This window comes from Aeromonas sp. SE22 (genome assembly GCF_038739755.1).
Lineage (GTDB): Bacteria > Pseudomonadota > Gammaproteobacteria > Enterobacterales > Aeromonadaceae > Aeromonas > Aeromonas jandaei.
The window spans coordinates 133,862-151,931 of sequence record NZ_JBCGFD010000002.1 but is presented as its reverse complement, the minus strand read 5'-3'; the positions used below and the strand labels follow the sequence as shown (position 1 = coordinate 151,931).

General features: G+C 41.4%; 19 protein-coding genes. All 19 read left to right on the top strand.

Annotated features, from left to right (window positions below):
• The first annotated feature begins 304 nt into the window (after positions 1 to 304).
• The 19 genes from rfbB (at position 305) to AAHA39_RS04410 (ending at position 18,008) form a co-directional block, all read left to right on the top strand.
• Positions 305 to 1,411 (top strand): dTDP-glucose 4,6-dehydratase, encoded by a 1,107-nt coding sequence (gene rfbB / locus AAHA39_RS04500; protein WP_320657101.1) that lies wholly within the window; start codon positions 305 to 307, stop codon positions 1,409 to 1,411.
• Positions 1,411 to 2,298 (top strand): dTDP-4-dehydrorhamnose reductase, encoded by an 888-nt coding sequence (rfbD, locus tag AAHA39_RS04495; RefSeq protein WP_320657100.1) that lies wholly within the window; start codon positions 1,411 to 1,413, stop codon positions 2,296 to 2,298. The genes rfbB and rfbD overlap by 1 nt, the downstream gene beginning before the upstream one ends.
• Positions 2,299 to 2,411: 113 nt before the next feature.
• Positions 2,412 to 3,290, top strand: a complete 879-nt coding sequence (rfbA, locus tag AAHA39_RS04490) for a glucose-1-phosphate thymidylyltransferase RfbA (RefSeq protein ID WP_024944114.1) — start codon at positions 2,412 to 2,414, stop codon at positions 3,288 to 3,290.
• 60 nt (positions 3,291 to 3,350) lie between these two features.
• Positions 3,351 to 3,893 (top strand): dTDP-4-dehydrorhamnose 3,5-epimerase, encoded by a 543-nt coding sequence (gene rfbC, locus AAHA39_RS04485; protein WP_320657099.1) that lies wholly within the window; start codon positions 3,351 to 3,353, stop codon positions 3,891 to 3,893.
• Positions 3,894 to 3,896: 3 nt separating this feature from the next.
• Positions 3,897 to 4,295, top strand: coding sequence for a sugar 3,4-ketoisomerase (locus tag AAHA39_RS04480; protein ID WP_320657098.1), 399 nt, complete (start codon positions 3,897 to 3,899; stop codon positions 4,293 to 4,295).
• Positions 4,277 to 4,753, top strand: coding sequence for a GNAT family N-acetyltransferase (locus AAHA39_RS04475; protein WP_080688754.1), 477 nt, complete (start codon positions 4,277 to 4,279; stop codon positions 4,751 to 4,753). The genes AAHA39_RS04480 and AAHA39_RS04475 overlap by 19 nt, the downstream gene beginning before the upstream one ends.
• A complete protein-coding gene (locus tag AAHA39_RS04470) occupies positions 4,743 to 5,684 on the top strand; it encodes a GNAT family N-acetyltransferase (protein ID WP_080688755.1) in 942 nt (313 codons plus the stop codon). The genes AAHA39_RS04475 and AAHA39_RS04470 overlap by 11 nt, the downstream gene beginning before the upstream one ends.
• The gene (locus AAHA39_RS04465) at positions 5,677 to 6,780 is read left to right on the top strand and encodes a DegT/DnrJ/EryC1/StrS family aminotransferase (protein WP_320657097.1); all 1,104 of its coding nucleotides are present in this window, start codon (positions 5,677 to 5,679) and stop codon (positions 6,778 to 6,780) included. Before AAHA39_RS04470 ends, AAHA39_RS04465 begins: the two co-directional genes overlap by 8 nt.
• Complete coding sequence (locus AAHA39_RS04460; RefSeq protein ID WP_342690002.1) at positions 6,777 to 8,027, top strand: O-antigen translocase; 1,251 nt, start codon at positions 6,777 to 6,779, stop codon at positions 8,025 to 8,027. The genes AAHA39_RS04465 and AAHA39_RS04460 overlap by 4 nt, the downstream gene beginning before the upstream one ends.
• A gap of 37 nt (positions 8,028 to 8,064) precedes the next feature.
• Complete coding sequence (locus AAHA39_RS04455; protein WP_342690001.1) at positions 8,065 to 9,111, top strand: glycosyltransferase; 1,047 nt, start codon at positions 8,065 to 8,067, stop codon at positions 9,109 to 9,111.
• A gap of 18 nt (positions 9,112 to 9,129) precedes the next feature.
• Positions 9,130 to 10,098, top strand: a complete 969-nt coding sequence (locus AAHA39_RS04450) for an EpsG family protein (RefSeq protein WP_342690000.1) — start codon at positions 9,130 to 9,132, stop codon at positions 10,096 to 10,098.
• Between the two features lie 33 nt (positions 10,099 to 10,131).
• Positions 10,132 to 10,968, top strand: a complete 837-nt coding sequence (locus AAHA39_RS04445; protein ID WP_342689999.1) for a glycosyltransferase — start codon at positions 10,132 to 10,134, stop codon at positions 10,966 to 10,968.
• Positions 10,965 to 11,693, top strand: a complete 729-nt coding sequence (locus tag AAHA39_RS04440; RefSeq protein WP_320657422.1) for a glycosyltransferase family 2 protein — start codon at positions 10,965 to 10,967, stop codon at positions 11,691 to 11,693. Before AAHA39_RS04445 ends, AAHA39_RS04440 begins: the two co-directional genes overlap by 4 nt.
• A complete protein-coding gene (locus tag AAHA39_RS04435; RefSeq protein ID WP_320657423.1) occupies positions 11,683 to 12,267 on the top strand; it encodes an acyltransferase in 585 nt (194 codons plus the stop codon). The genes AAHA39_RS04440 and AAHA39_RS04435 overlap by 11 nt, the downstream gene beginning before the upstream one ends.
• Before the next feature lie 19 nt (positions 12,268 to 12,286).
• A complete protein-coding gene (locus tag AAHA39_RS04430) occupies positions 12,287 to 13,423 on the top strand; it encodes an NAD-dependent epimerase/dehydratase family protein (protein WP_320657424.1) in 1,137 nt (378 codons plus the stop codon).
• A gap of 68 nt (positions 13,424 to 13,491) precedes the next feature.
• Positions 13,492 to 14,496: a hypothetical protein gene (locus AAHA39_RS04425; RefSeq protein ID WP_342689998.1), complete on the top strand. Its 1,005-nt coding sequence runs from the start codon at positions 13,492 to 13,494 to the stop codon at positions 14,494 to 14,496.
• 29 nt (positions 14,497 to 14,525) lie between these two features.
• Positions 14,526 to 15,470 (top strand): UDP-glucose 4-epimerase family protein, encoded by a 945-nt coding sequence (locus AAHA39_RS04420; protein ID WP_320657380.1) that lies wholly within the window; start codon positions 14,526 to 14,528, stop codon positions 15,468 to 15,470.
• Entirely contained in the window at positions 15,464 to 16,021 is a 558-nt protein-coding gene (locus AAHA39_RS04415) for a sugar transferase (RefSeq protein ID WP_252615997.1), read from the top strand. The genes AAHA39_RS04420 and AAHA39_RS04415 overlap by 7 nt, the downstream gene beginning before the upstream one ends.
• Positions 16,022 to 16,046: 25 nt before the next feature.
• A complete protein-coding gene (locus tag AAHA39_RS04410) occupies positions 16,047 to 18,008 on the top strand; it encodes a polysaccharide biosynthesis protein (RefSeq protein ID WP_320657381.1) in 1,962 nt (653 codons plus the stop codon).
• Positions 18,009 to 18,070: the final 62 nt, after the last annotated feature.

The following is an 18,070-nucleotide window of genomic DNA, read 5'->3' as shown; positions in this document are numbered from 1 at the left end:
CGAGCGCTATCTTGCTGAAATATGCGAAGTAGCCGCATGGTAAAGCACCATCAAGACAAAATAATGCTGGAGGACACGATGACCAACAGCAAGCACAATCAGGTTAAAAGCAGCAAACTGGGGGCTGTAACCCAGGGGCGGTAGCCAATGAATTTACTGCTGATTTGTTTGGGTTTTACCCATCGCCTATCACTATGCCTTGTAGTGATGTTGATGTTTAAGACCACAGCCCTGAGCTGTCATTTGTTTTTGCATTAGCCCGCACCCTCTCCCAAACCAACTCTTCGCAAGAGAACACATATCTATGAAAATTCTCGTTACCGGTGGCGCAGGCTTTATCGGCTCTGCCGTGGTGCGCCATATCATCCGTGATACTCAGGATGCCGTTATCAACCTCGATAAACTCACCTATGCCGGCAATCTGGAATCCCTGGCCGATGTATCGACAAGCGATCGTTATGCGTTTGAGCAGGTGGATATCTGTAATCGCGCCGAGCTGGATCGGGTGTTTGCCCAGCACCAACCGGATGCGGTGATGCACCTGGCTGCCGAGAGCCATGTTGACCGCTCCATCACTGGGCCTGCCGACTTTATCGAGACCAATATTGTCGGTACCTATATGTTGCTGGAAGCGGCTCGCGCCTACTGGAACGGTCTGGATGAAGTACGCAAGGCGGCTTTCCGCTTCCACCATATCTCCACCGACGAGGTGTATGGCGACCTGCCCCATCCGGATGAAGTAGCCGCCGGTGAGCCATTGCCGCTCTTTACCGAAACCACTCCCTACGCCCCCAGCAGCCCCTATTCTGCCTCCAAGGCTTCCAGCGACCATCTGGTACGCGCCTGGCGCCGTACTTACGGCCTGCCGACCATTGTCACCAACTGCTCCAACAACTACGGCCCTTATCACTTCCCCGAGAAGCTGATCCCGCTGGTGATCCTCAATGCACTGGATGGCAAGCCGCTGCCGGTCTATGGCAAGGGCGACCAGATCCGTGACTGGCTCTATGTAGAAGATCATGCGCGCGCGCTCTACAAGGTGGTGACCACAGGCTTGGTCGGGGAGACCTACAACATCGGCGGCCATAACGAGAAGCAGAATCTGGAGGTGGTCCACACCATCTGCGATCTGCTGGACGAGATGGTACCGAAGGCGGGCTCTTACCGTGAGCAAATCACCTATGTAGCGGATCGTCCCGGTCACGATCGCCGCTATGCGATCGATGCGACCAAGATGAGCTGTGAGCTTGCTTGGCAACCGCAAGAAACGTTCGAGTCTGGCATTCGCAAAACCGTGCAGTGGTATCTGGATAACCAGCAGTGGGTCAGCAACGTCAAGAGCGGCGCCTACCAATCCTGGATTGAGCAGCACTATTCCGCGATTGAACAGAACGATGGGGAGCGTGCCTGATGCATATCCTGCTGTTTGGTAAAAACGGCCAGGTAGGCTGGGAGCTGCAGCGCGCACTGGCGCCGTTGGGGCACATCACTGCCGTTGATTTTGACTCCACCGACTATTGTGGCGATTTCAGCAACCCGGCAGGGGTGGCCGAAACGGTACGTCTGGTCAAACCGGACGTGATTGTCAACGCCGCGGCCCATACCGCAGTCGACAAGGCGGAGAGCGAGCGGGAGTTTGCCGAACTGCTCAATGCCACCAGTGTGGCTGCTATCGCTAAAGAAGCGGAAGCATTGGGTGCCTGGTTGGTACATTACTCCACCGACTATGTGTTCGATGGCAGCGGTGAGCGCCCCTGGGTAGAAACCGATGCAACGGCACCGCTTAACGTCTATGGCGAAACCAAGCTGGCGGGTGAACAAGGCGCCACTCTCTGCGCTCGTCATCTGATCTTCCGTACCAGCTGGGTCTACGCCGCCCGCGGCGCCAACTTTGCCAAGACCATGTTGCGTTTTGGCAAAGAGCGTAGCGAGATGTCGGTTATCAATGACCAGTTCGGCGCCCCGACTGGCGCCGAGTTGCTGGCTGATTGCACCGCCCATGCGATCCGTGTGGCGCAGCGCAAATCCGAGGTCGCCGGGCTGTATCATCTGATTGCCTCTGGTACCACAACCTGGTTTGACTACGCCCAGCTGGTGTTTGCCAAAGCCAGAGAGGCCGGGGTTGAACTGGCGGTGACGCAACTCAATGCTGTGCCGACCAGCGCCTTCCCGACCCCGGCCAAACGCCCCTGTAACTCCCGCCTTGATACCGGCAAATTCCAGCGCACCTTCGATCTGGTGCTGCCAGACTGGACGGTAGGTGTGGAGCGGATGTTGACCGAGATCCTGGGCAAATAAATCACTGGTCAGGGGTGTAGTGACTGCATCCCTGACTGGCAGGGATAAAACCTAAAAGGTGTGGCCGTAAGCCACCCTTTTCTTTTGCAAATTAAAAATAAGAAACAAGCATCATGACCAAACGTAAAGGCATTATTCTGGCCGGTGGCTCAGGCACCCGTCTCTATCCTGTGACCATGGCGGTGAGCAAGCAGCTGCTGCCCATCTATGACAAGCCGATGATCTACTATCCGCTCAGCACCCTGATGCTGGCCGGTATTCGCGATATCTTGATCATCAGCACACCGCAAGATACCCCCCGTTTTGAGCAATTGTTGGGTGATGGCAGCCAGTGGGGCCTGAACTTGCAATACAAGGTTCAACCAAGCCCGGACGGTCTGGCCCAAGCCTTTATTCTGGGTGAAGATTTTATCGGATCAGACCCCTGTGCACTGGTACTGGGCGATAACATCTTCTACGGCCATGACCTGCAGAAACAGCTTGAAGCGGCTGCTGCCAAAGAGAGTGGCGCTACCGTCTTTGCCTACCACGTGCATGACCCTGAGCGTTATGGGGTCGTGGAATTTGATAAAGAGGGTACCGCTATCTCTCTGGAAGAGAAGCCACTGGAGCCCAAGAGCAACTATGCGGTCACCGGACTCTATTTCTATGACAACAGTGTGGTGGAGATCGCCAAGAGCCTGAAGCCATCGCCCCGTGGTGAGCTGGAAATTACCGATGTGAACCGCATTTATCTGGAGCAAAGCAATCTGTCGGTGGCGATGATGGGCCGAGGATATGCCTGGCTGGATACCGGTACCCATGAAAGCCTGATTGAAGCGAGCAACTTTATTCAGACCATCGAGACTCGTCAGGGGCTGAAAGTCGCTTGCCCGGAAGAGATCGCCTATCGCCAGAAGTTTATCAATGCCGATCAGGTCCGTGAACTTGCCGCGCCACTGGCAAAGAATGCGTATGGACAATATTTGCTAAAAATGGTTGCCAAAGCCTGATGTGATATGGGGGGCGGGAAGATGCCCCCCATAAAGATTGAATCTAATGTGGATAGACAGATGAATGTAATCAAGACAGCAATCCCTGATGTACTTATTTTTGAGCCAAAAGTATTTGGTGATGAGCGTGGTTTTTTCTTTGAGAGTTTCAACCACAAGTTGTTTGAAGAGGCGGTAGGATATCCGGTGACATTTGTGCAGGATAATCACTCCAAATCGTCAAAAGGGGTATTGCGCGGCTTGCACTATCAGTTGCCGCCTCATGCCCAAGGCAAGCTGGTGCGTTGTGTAGCTGGTGAAGTATTTGATGTGGCGGTAGATATCCGTAAAAGCTCACCGACCTTCGGCCAATGGGTGGGTGTTCATCTTTCAGCAGAAAATAAACGTCAATTGTGGATCCCCGAAGGATTCGCACATGGTTTCGTAACACTGAGTGAGAGTGCTGAATTTTTATATAAAACAACTGACTATTATCATCGTGAGAGTGAAGGTGCTATCAGCTGGAATGACCCTGATATTAGCATTGAATGGCCTGTAGAAGGGGTGTTGCTTTCGGACAAGGATAAAACTGCCCAGAGCTTTTCAGCATATAAAAAGGGTTGATAGATGTTGATTAAATTAGTTGATTTCAGGGTGCTTGGAGATGAAAGAGGATCGTTGATTGCTCTGGAATCCAATAATCAAATACCTTTCGATATCCACAGAGTGTATTATTTATACAGTACCAAGCCAGGTGTTGCTCGCGGTTTCCATGCCCATAAAAAATTAAAACAACTCGCAGTTTGCATTAAAGGCTCATGCCGTTTTGTCATGGATGATGGAGACAATAAGGAAGAGGTTATATTGTCAACACCAGATAAAGGGTTGTTGATCGATGCAATGCAATGGCATGAAATGTACGATTTTTCTGATGATTGCGTGCTAATGGTGTTGGCTGATCAGATTTATGATGAGTCAGACTATATCCGTGATTATGAGGAGTTCAAATGTTTAGTGAACAGTTAGAACTAGTTACATATTCTCGCGAGTTTTTAGATTTATCTTGGTATTGGTTAAATGACCCTGAAATTAAAAAGCTGACTGGTACACCCACCTTTACAAGGCAGCAGCAAGAAGAATTTTTTGTAAGCCTGCCAAGGTCTAATTACCTTGTATGGGGGCTGATGTATCAAAACAAGCCTATCGGTGTAATAGGCTTGAAAAATATTGATAATGTAAGTGCAGAATATTTTGGTTATATAGGTGAAAAAAATTTATGGGGAAAGGGACTATTCTCAAAAATTTTAGCTCTGGTTATATGTGAGTGCAAAAAATTAAGTGTGAGTTATGTTTATTTACGTGTGGCTGTAGATAACCATATGGCAAATAAATCTTACATTAAAAATGGTTTTGTGATTGAGCCTGATAAATGCACAGATGAGCAAAATTACATGTCGATGGAAGTGAGCAGTTATGCTAGTTAAAAAATACAGCAATGCTGACAAAAAAATATGGGATGAGTTTGTCTTTCTTGCAAAAAACAAGCACTTTCTATTTTTTAGAGATTTTATGGAGTATCATTCTGATAGATTCAATGATCACTCACTAATGTTCTTTGATGACAGTCAAAAGTTACTTGCTATTTTGCCAGCAAATCATGCTGATGATAAGTTACACTCTCATCAGGGGTTGACATTTGGCGGACTTATCACTAAGTCATCAGTAAAGCAAAAAGAAGTAAATGGAATCTTTGATGCGATCCCTGAGTATCTTAAAAATAATGGTTTTTCTAGTCTAATATATAAAAAGATCCCTTATATCTATCACTCTTTTCCTTGTGATGAAGACTTGTACTCATTGTTCAGACTAAATTCTAATGTTGTTCGACGAGATGTGTCATCAGCAATAAAGATGAATAATCAGATCAAATATTCAAAAGGTCGGAAGTGGATTGTGAAAAAATCAAACTCTTGCGGGATTATATATAAAGAGTCTGATGATATTTCTGCGTTTTGGTCTAATTTAACTGACGTGTTGATGGCTGGTCATGGGGCTAAACCTGTTCACTCTTATGATGAAATAGTGGCACTTAAAAAAATATTTCCTGAAAATATAAAAGTCTTCTCTGCATTACTTGATGGCGAGCAAGTAGCTGGAGCCGTAATGTTTATCACTGATACAGTTGCGCACACGCAATATCTTTATAATACCGTTGCAGGCAGAGACGTTGGGGCGTTAGACGGATTAGTTGATTATTTGGTTAAAAAAGAATTCGTTGATAAGGAATATTTTGACTTTGGTATTTCTAATGAACAGCAAGGTCGCTTCCTGAATGAGGGGTTGATTTCCCAGAAGGAAGGTTTTGGTGCTAGAGCTGTAGTGCATGATTTTTACGAGATTAAAGCAAATGATTAACTTCCTCGATTTAAAAGCCATCAACAACCAATACCAACAAGAACTGAAAGATGCTTGTGCTCGGGTGATTGACTCAGGCTGGTATATTATGGGCAATGAGTTAACCCAATTTGAAACGGAGTTTGCTATTTATTGCGGTACCAAGCACGCCATTGGTGTGGCCAATGGACTGGATGCGTTAATTCTGACCCTACGTGCTTGGAAAGAAATGGGCAAACTGCAAGCCGGTGACGAGGTGATTGTCCAAGCTAATACCTATATCGCTTCTGTATTGGCAATCACTGAGAATAACTTGGTTCCTGTTTTGGTTGAGCCGAATCCTGCTACCTATAACCTAGATCCTGCTACTGTTGCAGCTGCGATCACTTCTAAAACAAAAGCAATCTTGCCTGTCCATTTATATGGTCAGCTGTCACCAATGCCGGAAATTATGGCTATAGCTAAACAGCATAATTTATTGGTGCTGGAAGATTGTGCCCAAGCGCATGGCGCCGAGATTAATGGCCAACGAGCGGGTAACTGGGGCGATGCTGCTGGATTTAGCTTTTACCCGGGTAAAAATCTCGGTGCCCTTGGTGATGCAGGTGCGATCACGACCAATGACGATCAACTTGCGCAGACCCTGAAGGCCTTGCGCAATTATGGTTCTCATAAGAAGTATGAAAACCTGTATCAGGGGGTGAATAGTCGCCTTGATGAGATTCAGGCTGCCATGTTGCGTGTAAAGTTGCAGTATCTGGAAGCAGAGACCATTCGTCGCCAGCAAATTGCTCAAACTTATCGTTCGGGGATCACGAATCCACTGGTAACATTGCCTAATGTTATCGATGAGCTGGCACATGTTTGGCACCTGTTTGTTGTGCGCTGTGAAAAGCGTGAAGCATTGCAAGCTTGTCTAGCCGAGCAAGGTATTCAGACCCTGATCCACTATCCGGTTGCGCCACATAAACAGCAGGCATATAGCCAGTGGAACACTATAACCCTGCCATTGACGGAAGAGATCCATCAGCAAGTTCTTTCTCTTCCGCTTGACCCTACGATGAGTGACGCGGCGGTTGCACAAGTCATTGCGGCTGTTAATGGATTTAATGCATGAAGCGTTTGCTCAAAGTCACCGCTATGACAGGGTTATTGACCTTGCTCAGAATGGCGATGGGGTTTGTGATTGCCAAGGTGGTGGCCATTTATACTGGCCCCACTGGCCTGGCCATGCTTGGCCAAGTTCAGAGTATGGTGGCAAGCCTTAATGGGATTATTAATGCCCCAGTGGGAAATGGCGTTGTTCGCTATACCGCAGAACATCAGGCGCAAGGTATGGAAGCCTGCTCCCCATGGTGGCGAGCTGCATGGCAATGGGTGTTGATTCTTTCTGCGATCATAATTCCATTAGGTTTACTTCTAAGTAAAAAAATATCTTTTTTATTATTCCAAGACACGTCATTATCATGGGTTGTGATGGCAACCATAATTGTTTTGCCATTATCGGCAATCGGCACTTTTTTTAACTCGATCATTAATGGTCAGCAACAGTATCGCCGTTATGTCGGGCTTGGCATGATCTCTGCCTTGGTATCAGGCAGTCTTATGCTAGCGATGATCGCAGTATATAATATTCAAGGAGCACTACTAGCTGCGGCAACTCAATCTGCATTGATAGGCGTTGTTATGCTATGCCTGAATATCCGCCAGCCATGGTCCAAGTTATGCTGTTGGTGGGGACATTGTGATACTAAATTTCGCAAAGATATTCGTAGCTATATGCTTATGGCTATTACGACGGCCTTAACTGTACCAACATCTCTCATTCTTGTTCGTAATATAATAATTAATCAGTTAGGTTGGGATGCGGCTGGTCAATGGCAAGCAGTGTGGAAAATATCAGAGGTGTATTTAGGGGTAATTACCATGGCGCTAAGTACCTATTATTTACCTAAGTTATCCTCATTAAAAAAAGTTGATGATATAGTGCATGAGATAAATAGAACCGCTCGTGTGATCATCCCGATTGTCGCGACAATGGCTCTTGGAATTTATTTATTACGTGATATTGCTATATCACTACTCTTTACCGATGAATTTCATGGTGCCCGGGAATTGTTTGCCATTCAATTAATTGGCGATGTAATTAAAATAGCTGCATGGCTTTATGCATATCCTATGTTGTCTCGTGGGGCAACAAAATGGTTTGTTTCTACTGAGATATCATTCTCAATATTATTTGTAGTGTTCAGTTATATGTTTATTTCTATTCTGGGAATAGAAGGCACCGTCATATCTTATCTTAGCAACTATATATTGTACTTTTTAGTTGTATATATAAATGTGAAAAAATTTTCAAAATAACACAATCATACAAATTAATGTCTATAAGGACATGTAAGTGAGAATAATAATTCCTGTTTTAGGTATGGGACGTGCTGGTGGCGAGCGAGTTTTATCAAAATTAGCATCTGAACTTGTTCGGTTGGGTAATGAGGTGTTTTTTGTTACTCCAATGTCAAACACTGGACCCTATTATTCAACAACTGCTAAAGTCATATATAGTAAAAAGTCAGACAGCAGGTCAAAAGTTATTAGGTTTTTTTTGGATATTATCTATTTGTGGCGTGCGTGTAAAGATATCAATGCTGATGCTGTAATTGCAAATTATCATCTGACCGCATATATTGCATCAATGTTGTTAACTAGAAAGCAGCGATTTTATTATGTGCAAGCATATGAGGTTAATTTCTCAAGTAATCTTTTTAGGAAGATGATTGCATATATATCATATTTACTCCCGTTAAATATAATTGTGAATAGTGAAGCTTTATTGCCCAAAATGATAAATAAGTATAATGGTTTTTTGACGGTTATACCTGCTGGGATTGATTATAAGCTTTTTTATGATGAAGAGATGCCTTCGATTTCTGGAAAAATAAATTTAGGTATTATTGGTAGACAAGAACACTATAAAGGCACAAAAGAAATTCTTGGTATCCTTTCAAAATATATCCTTGATAATAAACTAGACGAGAGAATAAATGTTAATGTAGCTGTCTATATGCCAGAAGTAGAACATAAAATTAATAGCCTTAGACATTATAAAATAAGTAATGATGTTGAGTTATCTAACTTTTATAAGATTAATGATATATTTATTGCAACTGGTCTTGTTGAGGATGGTGCATTTCATTATCCATGTGCAGAAGCAATGACTGCAGGTTGTTTAGTTATATCTAACTATGCCCCATTATGTGATACATCTAGTACGTTAAAATTGACCACTTTTTCTGAAATAGAGATAAATAACGCCTTAATGAAAATTTTTAATCTGACTCCTGATGAGATCGCGCACGAAGTATCATCAAATCAAGCTATTATGAGCACTTTTGCATGGAATATGGTAGGTGTAAAAATGAATAGCGTCCTGCAAAGCATAAAATAATCATAGGGTTACAACACAATGACACGTTTTTTTATCTCAAAATTTTTCCTCATGTCATTGTTTTTTTCAATTTTATTGGGGGCGATATCAGCATTTAAACCGATTGACTTATTGCCTGACATGTCAATATATAAAGAATATTTTTATGGCATTGTTAGTGGTGCAGATATAATAGTTGAACCATCATACGTTTTAGTGTCAAAAATATCCTATCTTTCGGGGGGTGGTTTTCCATTTGTCATATTTATATATTTTTTCTTTTCATTGTCAATTAAGGCGTATGTAATAAGAAAAGATAGCGAAAGATATGTGTTTGCACTTTTGTATATAACGTCATATATGTTATTACACGAGTTCATCCAGATTCGCATTGGTATTGCGATATCAATGCTATTTTTAGGCTGTTACCTTCATTTTCATGGTAGGACACTAAGTGGTGCAGCAGTAATACTTTCTGCTGCACTATTTCATGTGTCCGCAATAATATTTCCAATAATATTCTACTTCTCTGTTTTTGTATCTAACAAGCGGGTTTTATTTATTTTGCCAATGCTTGTAATAATTTCGTTTGTGGCAGCGTTGAATGATAATTTTAATGCTTTAAATTTTTTTAGCTTACTACCAGGTGCATTTCAATATAAAATCAATCTATATGTCGAAATGCAAAGCTATTTGAATGAATATATAAATATATTATCCGTCAGGTTGTTAATATTTTACTTTGTCATCGTCTTGTTATGGCATTCTATAGATAGATTGATATATACAGATAAAATAATTTTAATTGTGTGCACTTGCTTTATCATTATTATGCTGTTTTCGGTGAGTTTACCTTCATTAGCTTTGAGAGTGGTTGAAATCGCCGGTCCGTTTTTTATACTTTTGATTGCTAGGTTGAGGCGTTACTTTGCAAAACCATATGTATATGCAATATGGTTAGTGACATTTTTATCTAATATATATTACTCATATTCTTTTTTCGGTTAAACCGCGGTTTTTTATTAAAAAATGGAAAAGACAATGTATGATGATTTATTAATAGTCATTGTGACTTATAAAAGAAGAATTAAAGATATTCAGCTATTTAATGAAATAAATTCATCTGTACATAAGTTAGATGTGTTGGTTTATGATAACTCCCCATTACCTCAGTTAATCAATGAAAAGGATTTTCCATACTTAAAATATATCCATGATAGCCAAAACTCAGGAGTGAGTGCTGCATATAATTGTGCTTTTAAGTATGCTGAAAGAAATAATAAAAAGGTTGTATTACTATTGGATCAAGATACAACCTTCAAAACCTCATTTTTGCCTATGTATTTTAATAGTTATACAGAATATGGCGATAAGTATATCTATGCACCAATGGTATGCAATGATGCCAAAAATAAAGTGTATTCACCTTCTGGCCTAAGATGGTTTGTTGGTAAAGCACAACCGTATAACGACATTAGGACTCACCAAGTGTACTGTCTAAGTCGGCATTCGGTAATAAATAGTGGATTAATGATCCCATTGCCATTATTCAAGTCTGTTGGTGGATATAATGAAAAAATCAAGCTTGACTTTAGTGATGTATATTTTGTTGAAAGATACAAAAAAATAAATGACCATATAATACTACTGCCTATAAATATAATACATAGTCTATCTGGCGATGAGGGATATGACAAAGAAAGAGAGCTGCATCGCTTTAAGTTTTATTGTGTTGGCGCTAGAGAGTTAGCAACAAGTTTACAAAGAAACACCCTTTACACTGTTATTAGACGAATGGTGAGGCTTATGGTAAAATATCGTACTCTAAATCCCATAGCTACATTGGCTAAGTATTATTTTAGTGATGGGATTTTATGACTGTCTCTGTGTGCATGGCGACCTATAATGGAGCTAATTATATTAAAGAACAGCTGGAATCCATTCTAATTCAGCTTTCACCTAATGACGAAGTTATCATTTCTGACGATGGTTCCGCTGATAATACAATATCCATTATCAAAGCTATAAATGATTCCAGAGTGATTCTTGTCAGCAACAATACTAGCCATGGAGTTGTTGCAAATTTTAATAATGCGCTTTCATATGCCAAAGGTGACTATATATTTCTCTCTGATCAAGATGACATATGGTTGGAGGGGAGAGTATCACGCACGTTGGCATTTTTAGATGAGTATGATCTAGTTGTTTCGAATTGTAGTGTCATCGACCATAATAAAGAAGTAATAATAGGTTCATATTTCAATAAAACAAACTCAAAAAAAGGATTTTTAAAGAACATTGTTAGTAGTAGTTATTTGGGATGTAGTCTTGCTTTTAATCGCGCGGTTTATGATTGCTTTATGCCTATACCATTAAATTTAATGATGTATCATGATTGGTGGATTGGCTTTATTGCGGACATAAAATTCAACGTTTTCTTTGATCCCAAACCTACGTTTTTATATCGTCGTCATCAAAATGCAGTATCTAGTACTGTCAACCCTAATGGCTCACAAAGAACTATGTATATAAAAATCGCATCCAGAGTGCAGCTTGTGTACATGGCTCTAGGCAGGTTCATAAGGACACATCATGGTTTTTAAGGTTTTTTGGATCTTTAGGGGACTATTTTACAAATTTTTTTTTGGCAGATTTTTATTACCATCATATATAGGTAAACCGACATACATTGGTGGTTTCAGAAATATATATATCGGCAAGAATGTACGTATATTCCCTAATGCAAGAATGGAAGCTATTGGTGAAAATGGTCGGATTTCAATTGGAAATAATGTGGCGATTGCTCAAAATGTACACATTACTTCAGCAGGAAATTTGAATATTGGAAATAATTCAACAATTCTTCAGAATGTTATGATAACAAACATTGATCATGAGTATGCCAAGATTGGTCAACATATATTAGAACAGCCTCATATAGTTAGTCATACTGATATCGGAGAGAACTGCTTTATTGGGTTTGGTGCTGTGATACAAGCTGGTACTGTGTTAGGAAAGCAATGTATTGTTGGTGCTAATGCCGTTGTAAGGGGGAATTTTCCAGACTTCTGCGTTATCGTTGGTGTGCCTGCGAAAATAATAAAACGCTATGATATAGTAGAGCAGTGCTGGAAGAGAACAGACAGTAACGGTAACTTTTTAACTGATTTAGAGTAAAACCAACTTGGATTATTTTATGAAAAAAAATGTTTTGATTACTGGCGGCGCAGGTTTTATTGGTTCTAATTTGGCATTGCGGCTTATCGATGCTGGGTATTCTGTATCTGTGCTGGATAACTTGTCACCACAGATTCATGGTGATAACCCAGAGCTTTCTCCACTCTATTCTGCTATTAAAGATAAAGTTACCTTTATCAAAGGCTCTGTTGAGTCAAGAGAGGATTGGTTAAGGGCGTTAGAAGGGGTAGATACAGTTGTACACTTGGCTGCCGAGACGGGCACTGGGCAATCGATGTACCAAATAAAACGCTATAGTGATGTAAATATTGGTGGCAGCGCGATATTTCTCGACTTATTAGCTAATCAAAAGCACGGTATTAAAAGGATGGTAATTGCTTCTTCACGCTCTATCTATGGAGAAGGTAAGTACCAGTGTAAAGAACATGGCATTGTATATCCGACTGCGCGTGATGATGCAGCAATGCTGCAAGGGGACTTCAATGTCAAGTGTCCTTTATGCAATACGGATGTAGAATTGTTGGCGACAGATGAAGAAAGTAAAATTCATCCCTCGTCTATTTATGGTGTCACCAAGCAAGTTCAAGAACAGATGTTTTTAATCACCGGTAAGAGCTTGGGTATTGATACAGTTGCACTGCGCTTTCAGAATGTATATGGGGCAGGACAGTCACTGTCTAACCCGTATACTGGTATTTTGTCAATATTTTCTACACGAATAAAGAATGGAAATGATATTAATATTTTCGAAGATGGTAAAGAGAGCCGAGACTTCGTCTACATTGATGATGTAGTCAACTCCATTATTTTAGCGATACAAAGTGATAAGGCTGCAGGTAAGGCCTACAACGTAGGCTCTGGTATATGCACGGATGTACTCACAGTCGCTACAACCCTTAAAGATATCTATCAGAGTGATTCCAAGATTAACGTAAGCGGTAATTACCGTGTCGGCGATATTCGTCACAACTATGCTGATTTGACTAGGGTTCAAAGAGACCTTGGGTTTGCGCCACGCATCAACTTTGAGCTGGGAATGAAGATGTTTACCAGTTGGGTTAACTTGCAGGATGTGCAAAGTGACCGTTATGAGCAATCCATAGATGAAATGAAAAAGAAAGGCTTGTATAAATAATACTATTCTCATGTTGTGCCTTGGATACCTTAAGTATCAAGGCACTTCTCTTGGTATTGGTAGATAACATGAACGATTTGGCTGGCAAAAAAGTCCTTTTTATATGTCCGCGTTTTTTTGGATATGAGCATGAAATTAAGAGTGGCTTGGCAAAATTGGGTGCTCAGGTTGACTATTATGATGAAAGGCCATTTAATTCATCCTTTGCTAAAATATTGAATAGACTTAACTTTAAAGCTGTAATTAAGAAAAGCATCAATGATTATTATTCTGATATCCTGAGAAATGCTGTAGTCACGGATTATGACTATCTCCTGGTGGTAGCTCCAGAAACTATTACTGCTGATTTTATAAAAAATCTAAAGTTAAACAATACAAAAATAAAGACAGTTCTATATCTTTGGGATTCAATAAAAAATAAAAAAAATGCCTCCAATTTGATAGAGTATTTTGATAAAGTGGTTACCTTCGATAAAAAAGACTCATTAATTGATTCTAGGATAGAGTTTTTACCATTATTTTATATCGATGGGTATGCCAAAGATTTGAGTAGGTCAAATAATTACCATTATCAAATTGCATTTATCGGAACTGCTCATAGTGGTCGCTACAATCTAGTAACTACTATTGCTGATAGCCTAGGGGCTGATAAAAAAAGTAGCTATTTATTTTATTATTCTCCCAGTAGGTTAGTGTTTCTTTTAAAGAAGTTATTTACTAGTGAGCTAAAGGGAATGTCTCTTAAAGACATATCTTTTAACTCCATGACATCAAAAGAGATTATCTCTGTATTGGCTAATACAAAAGTTGTGATTGATATAGAGCACCCTAGTCAAAATGGATTAACGATGCGAACCATTGAAATGATAGGGATGCAAAAAAAATTAATTACAACTAACAAGAGTGTAATGGAGTATGATTTCTATAATCCTAACAATATACTCGTGATTGATAGAGAAAAGCCCTATATAGAAAATTCTTTTTTACATTCTGAATATCAGCCGATTAACAGCGAAATTCGTAAGAAATATGACATTTCATCATGGTTGATTAATTTGCTATCATTAAAATAAGATAATAGCTTCTTATTGTAGGGGGATTTATGATCTTGTTGACTGGGGCAACGGGATTTGTTGGAAGGTCTGTTCTAAAGAATTTAATTAAAAGTACGATGTTTTCTGTTCGGACTTTTGGTCGTGCATTACCATTTTCTGAGCTTGATTTAACTCAGCATGTATATGGAAATCTTGGCGCAGATGTGGACTATACCGATGCATTACTCGGCTCGGATGTTGTAATCCATTGTGCTGCGATGGCCCATGTTTATAAAAATACTACAGATAAAAAAGCCGAGTTTAATCGAGTCAATTGTGCTGCGACTATAAAGTTAGCCAAGCAGGCCGTAGAGCAGGGTGTTAAACGGTTTATATTTATTAGTTCCATCGGAGTGAATGGGGGCCACAATCAACAAAAACCATTTCGCTTTGATGACACACCTCAACCTTGGGATGATTATACAGAGTCTAAATGTTTGGCAGAGTTTGCATTGCGCGAACTTGCCTCTCAGACTGGGCTTGAAGTAGTTATTATCCGTCCACCTTTAATTTATGGGGCTAAGGCTCCAGGTAACTTTGGTAAGTTAACTCATGCAGTGAGGCATGGTCGTTGGTTACCGCTTGGCGCAATTCATAATCAGCGAAGTTTTGTCGCACTTGATAACCTGGTCGATCTGATCATTACCTGTGTTACCCACCCTCATGCTACCAATCAGACCTTTTTGGTTAGTGATGATCAGGATGTATCAACCACTCAGTTACTTGAGAAGATGAGCCGTGCTGCGGGTAAATCTCCGCGTTTATTGCCGGTGCCAATGAGCTGGTTACGATTGGCAGGCAAGCTAACGGGTAAGCAGGCGGTGATTGAGCGGTTGTGTGGTAATCTACAGGTCGATATCAACCATACCAAAACAACATTGGGTTGGCAGCCACCGATATCGCTGGAGGAAGGGATTAAACGCTGTTTTATTGAGGATAAAGAAGGATGTTGATTCGAGCGCTTGATTTTTGTGCAGCATTTTTTGGCTTGTTATTGCTTTGGCCTATTTTGTTGGTCGTCACCTTGATCGGCCTGTTTGATACCGGTTCGCCCATTTTTGTACAAGAACGGGTCGGGCGTTACAAAAAACCATTCAGGCTGATTAAATTTCGTACCATGTCGGTCGATACCCAGTCGGTGGCGAGCCACTTGGCTAACACAAGTTCGATCACCAAGCTAGGGGCCTTTTTACGCAAGACTAAAATTGATGAACTTCCACAACTCATTAATGTACTTAAAGGTGAGATGAGCTTGGTTGGGCCTCGACCTAATCTATTTAATCAGGAAGAACTAATCAAAGAGCGTGATGCTTTGGGTATTTATGATGTATTGCCTGGTATTACAGGTTTAGCTCAGATTCAGAATATTGATATGTCTACACCAGCCTTGTTAGCCAAAACTGATCGTGAAATGATTGATTCATTAAATATTGAAAAGTACTTTCGCTACATACTGATGACCGCAACAGGCCGTGGCAGTGGTGATGCAATTAAAAATAAATAAATATGTATTTATACTGGGATAAATCATGTTGGATCTTTTTTTAGGTATCTCTCGTTTCTATAAGCGACTAATCAGTGTATTTGCTGACTCGATATTACTGTCAATCGCATACTGGGGTGCGTTTGGAGTTCGTCTTGACGCAGAGGCGCCATTTGATGATGTCAACTATTGGCATGTCCTGGCATTGCTTCTCCCTGTGACTATTTTCATATTTATGAAATTGGGTCTTTATCGTGCCGTATTACGGTATGTGGGATTTAAAGTACTATGGACTGTGTCATTGGGGGTAGCTTTGTCTGCCGTCATGTTAGTCATGTTGGCTTTCTTTCTTGCCGTACCTTTGCCAAGAACAGTCTCTCTTATTTATTTTTCATTTGCAGTGCTATTGGTTGGTGGGGTTAGGCTTTTCTTCAGAATGGCCATTCACCGTGGAAAACATACCCGTATTCCGGTTCTAATATATGGTGCCGGGGCATCTGGACGTCAATTACAGATTGCCTTGAATCAAGGGCAAGAATTTTATCCTGTTGCATTTGTCGATGACGATAACTCCTTGGTTAAAGCTGTTATTCAAGGCGTCAGCGTCTATAGCTCTGAAAGTATAGCTAATTTGATTTCCCAGTTTGAAATTAAGAAAATATTGTTAGCAATGCCCAGTGCATCTCGAGCTCGCCGTCAAGAGGTTATCAATCATTTAGAGCACTTTCCATGCGAGGTACTCTCTATCCCTGGCATGGTGGACTTGGTCGAAGGAAAGGCTCACATTGATGAATTGAAAGAAGTCTCTATCGAAGATCTGCTAGGTCGGGATCCTGTTGATCCGATCCCTAATTTGATGAACGCCAACATATCTGGCAAGAAAGTCATGGTTACCGGAGCGGGGGGCTCTATTGGTTCGGAATTATGTCGACAAATCATTCGCTGCCGACCTGAAAAATTGGTCCTTTTTGAATTGTCAGAGTATGGATTGTACGCTATTGATAAAGAGCTAAGGGAGTTATGTATAGCTCAGAGCCTTGATGTTGAAATCATCCCCTTGTTGGGCTCTGTACAAAGAATGCATCGCTTACAAGCCGTGATGCGTTATTTTCAAGTTCAAACAGTTTATCATGCCGCGGCATATAAGCATGTTCCTTTGGTTGAATATAATGTTGTTGAGGGGGTTCGTAATAATGTTTTTGGTACCTTGTACAGTGCTCAAGCGGCTATCTCGGCAGGAGTGGAGACATTTGTCTTAATTTCTACTGATAAAGCAGTACGACCAACTAACACCATGGGAACGACCAAGCGGTTGGCTGAGTTGGTGCTTCAAGCCCTTGCAGCTGCGCAGTCTCACACTCGCTTTTGCATGGTGCGTTTTGGCAATGTGCTAGGTTCTTCCGGATCCGTTGTGCCTTTATTCCGACAGCAAATCCGCTCTGGTGGGCCGCTTACAGTCACTCATCCTGATATCACTCGATATTTTATGACAATTCCTGAAGCTTCTCAGCTGGTGATTCAGGCTGGAGCCATGGGAGAGGGGGGCGATGTATTTGTGTTGGACATGGGGAAATCAGTCAAGATTATAGATTTAGCATATCGCATGATACGCCTCAGTGGTTTGCGCGTTAGAAATGAACAATTTCCAGACGGTGATATCGAAATCAAGATTACGGGGTTACGACCTGGCGAGAAGCTTTATGAAGAGTTGTTAATTGGTGAGCAAGTCGAAGGGACTGCACATCCGCGTATAATGAAAGCATCTGAGCAGATGCTCACTTGGTCTGAACTTCGGGCATTTTTGGTGGATCTCGACATCGCTTGTCATCAGTTTGATCACGAAAAAATTCGCGAACTCTTACTTGGTATTCCAGCAGGTTTTTCACCAACAGACGGTATTTGTGATCTTGTGTGGCATGCGAGAATAACAAGTCATGGACAGTTAAATAAACCGACATCAACTAATATAGATTTTCTTTATTCAGATTCATCACTACCTATGCAATGAATATTATGATCTAATCGGTGATAAATAATGTTGTTGTGCGTTTTCACGTGGAGTTTTAGCTT

What these genes read in the sequence shown, in the direction of transcription:
- AAHA39_RS04445 (WP_342689999.1), top strand. Translation starts at nt 10,132, where the DNA reads ATGTATGATGATTTATTAATAGTCATTGTGACTTATAAAAGAAGAATT.
- AAHA39_RS04410 (WP_320657381.1), top strand. Translation starts at nt 16,047, where the DNA reads ATGTTGGATCTTTTTTTAGGTATCTCTCGTTTCTATAAGCGACTAATC.
- AAHA39_RS04430 (WP_320657424.1), top strand. Translation starts at nt 12,287, where the DNA reads ATGAAAAAAAATGTTTTGATTACTGGCGGCGCAGGTTTTATTGGTTCT.
- AAHA39_RS04465 (WP_320657097.1), top strand. Translation starts at nt 5,677, where the DNA reads ATGATTAACTTCCTCGATTTAAAAGCCATCAACAACCAATACCAACAA.
- AAHA39_RS04460 (WP_342690002.1), top strand. Translation starts at nt 6,777, where the DNA reads ATGAAGCGTTTGCTCAAAGTCACCGCTATGACAGGGTTATTGACCTTG.
- AAHA39_RS04450 (WP_342690000.1), top strand. Translation starts at nt 9,130, where the DNA reads ATGACACGTTTTTTTATCTCAAAATTTTTCCTCATGTCATTGTTTTTT.
- AAHA39_RS04475 (WP_080688754.1), top strand. Translation starts at nt 4,277, where the DNA reads ATGTTTAGTGAACAGTTAGAACTAGTTACATATTCTCGCGAGTTTTTA.
- AAHA39_RS04425 (WP_342689998.1), top strand. Translation starts at nt 13,492, where the DNA reads ATGAACGATTTGGCTGGCAAAAAAGTCCTTTTTATATGTCCGCGTTTT.
- rfbB (WP_320657101.1), top strand. Translation starts at nt 305, where the DNA reads ATGAAAATTCTCGTTACCGGTGGCGCAGGCTTTATCGGCTCTGCCGTG.
- rfbC (WP_320657099.1), top strand. Translation starts at nt 3,351, where the DNA reads ATGAATGTAATCAAGACAGCAATCCCTGATGTACTTATTTTTGAGCCA.
- AAHA39_RS04440 (WP_320657422.1), top strand. Translation starts at nt 10,965, where the DNA reads ATGACTGTCTCTGTGTGCATGGCGACCTATAATGGAGCTAATTATATT.
- AAHA39_RS04420 (WP_320657380.1), top strand. Translation starts at nt 14,526, where the DNA reads ATGATCTTGTTGACTGGGGCAACGGGATTTGTTGGAAGGTCTGTTCTA.
- AAHA39_RS04435 (WP_320657423.1), top strand. Translation starts at nt 11,683, where the DNA reads ATGGTTTTTAAGGTTTTTTGGATCTTTAGGGGACTATTTTACAAATTT.
- AAHA39_RS04470 (WP_080688755.1), top strand. Translation starts at nt 4,743, where the DNA reads ATGCTAGTTAAAAAATACAGCAATGCTGACAAAAAAATATGGGATGAG.
- AAHA39_RS04415 (WP_252615997.1), top strand. Translation starts at nt 15,464, where the DNA reads ATGTTGATTCGAGCGCTTGATTTTTGTGCAGCATTTTTTGGCTTGTTA.
- AAHA39_RS04480 (WP_320657098.1), top strand. Translation starts at nt 3,897, where the DNA reads ATGTTGATTAAATTAGTTGATTTCAGGGTGCTTGGAGATGAAAGAGGA.
- rfbD (WP_320657100.1), top strand. Translation starts at nt 1,411, where the DNA reads ATGCATATCCTGCTGTTTGGTAAAAACGGCCAGGTAGGCTGGGAGCTG.
- rfbA (WP_024944114.1), top strand. Translation starts at nt 2,412, where the DNA reads ATGACCAAACGTAAAGGCATTATTCTGGCCGGTGGCTCAGGCACCCGT.